General features: G+C 59.7%; 1 protein-coding gene. It reads left to right on the forward strand.

Features of this window, described 5'->3' with window-relative positions; genetic code table 11:
- Positions 1-31 precede the first annotated feature (31 nt).
- On the forward strand, positions 32-320 hold a 289-nt coding region (locus H6B10_RS15920), incomplete at its 3' end, for a pseudouridine synthase (protein ID WP_430661777.1).

Raw genomic sequence — 320 nt, forward strand, 5'->3', positions numbered from 1 at the left:
TCCGCGCGCAACGGAAGAACAGGTTGTTCAAATGGCATCCGGCGTTGTCTTGGATGACGGCGTGCGCACACAGCCATGCGTCATCCATGTTGTGACGGACGAACCGGGACGTACCGTTCTGGAAATCACACTGCACGAGGGCCGCAATCGGCAGATTCGCCGCATGTGTTCGGCGGTTGGTTTGCAGGTGGTTCGCCTGAAGCGGAGCGCGGAAGGTCCCGTAAAATTGGGGATGCTGCAGCCCGGTGAATATCGCGAACTGAAGCGGTCAGAGGTCAGTGCTCTGCGAAACGCGGCGCAAAAGAGCAGCCGTACGGCAC

It is taken from the genome of Gemmiger formicilis, from assembly GCF_016901605.1.
GTDB lineage: Bacteria > Bacillota > Clostridia > Oscillospirales > Ruminococcaceae > Gemmiger > Gemmiger formicilis_B.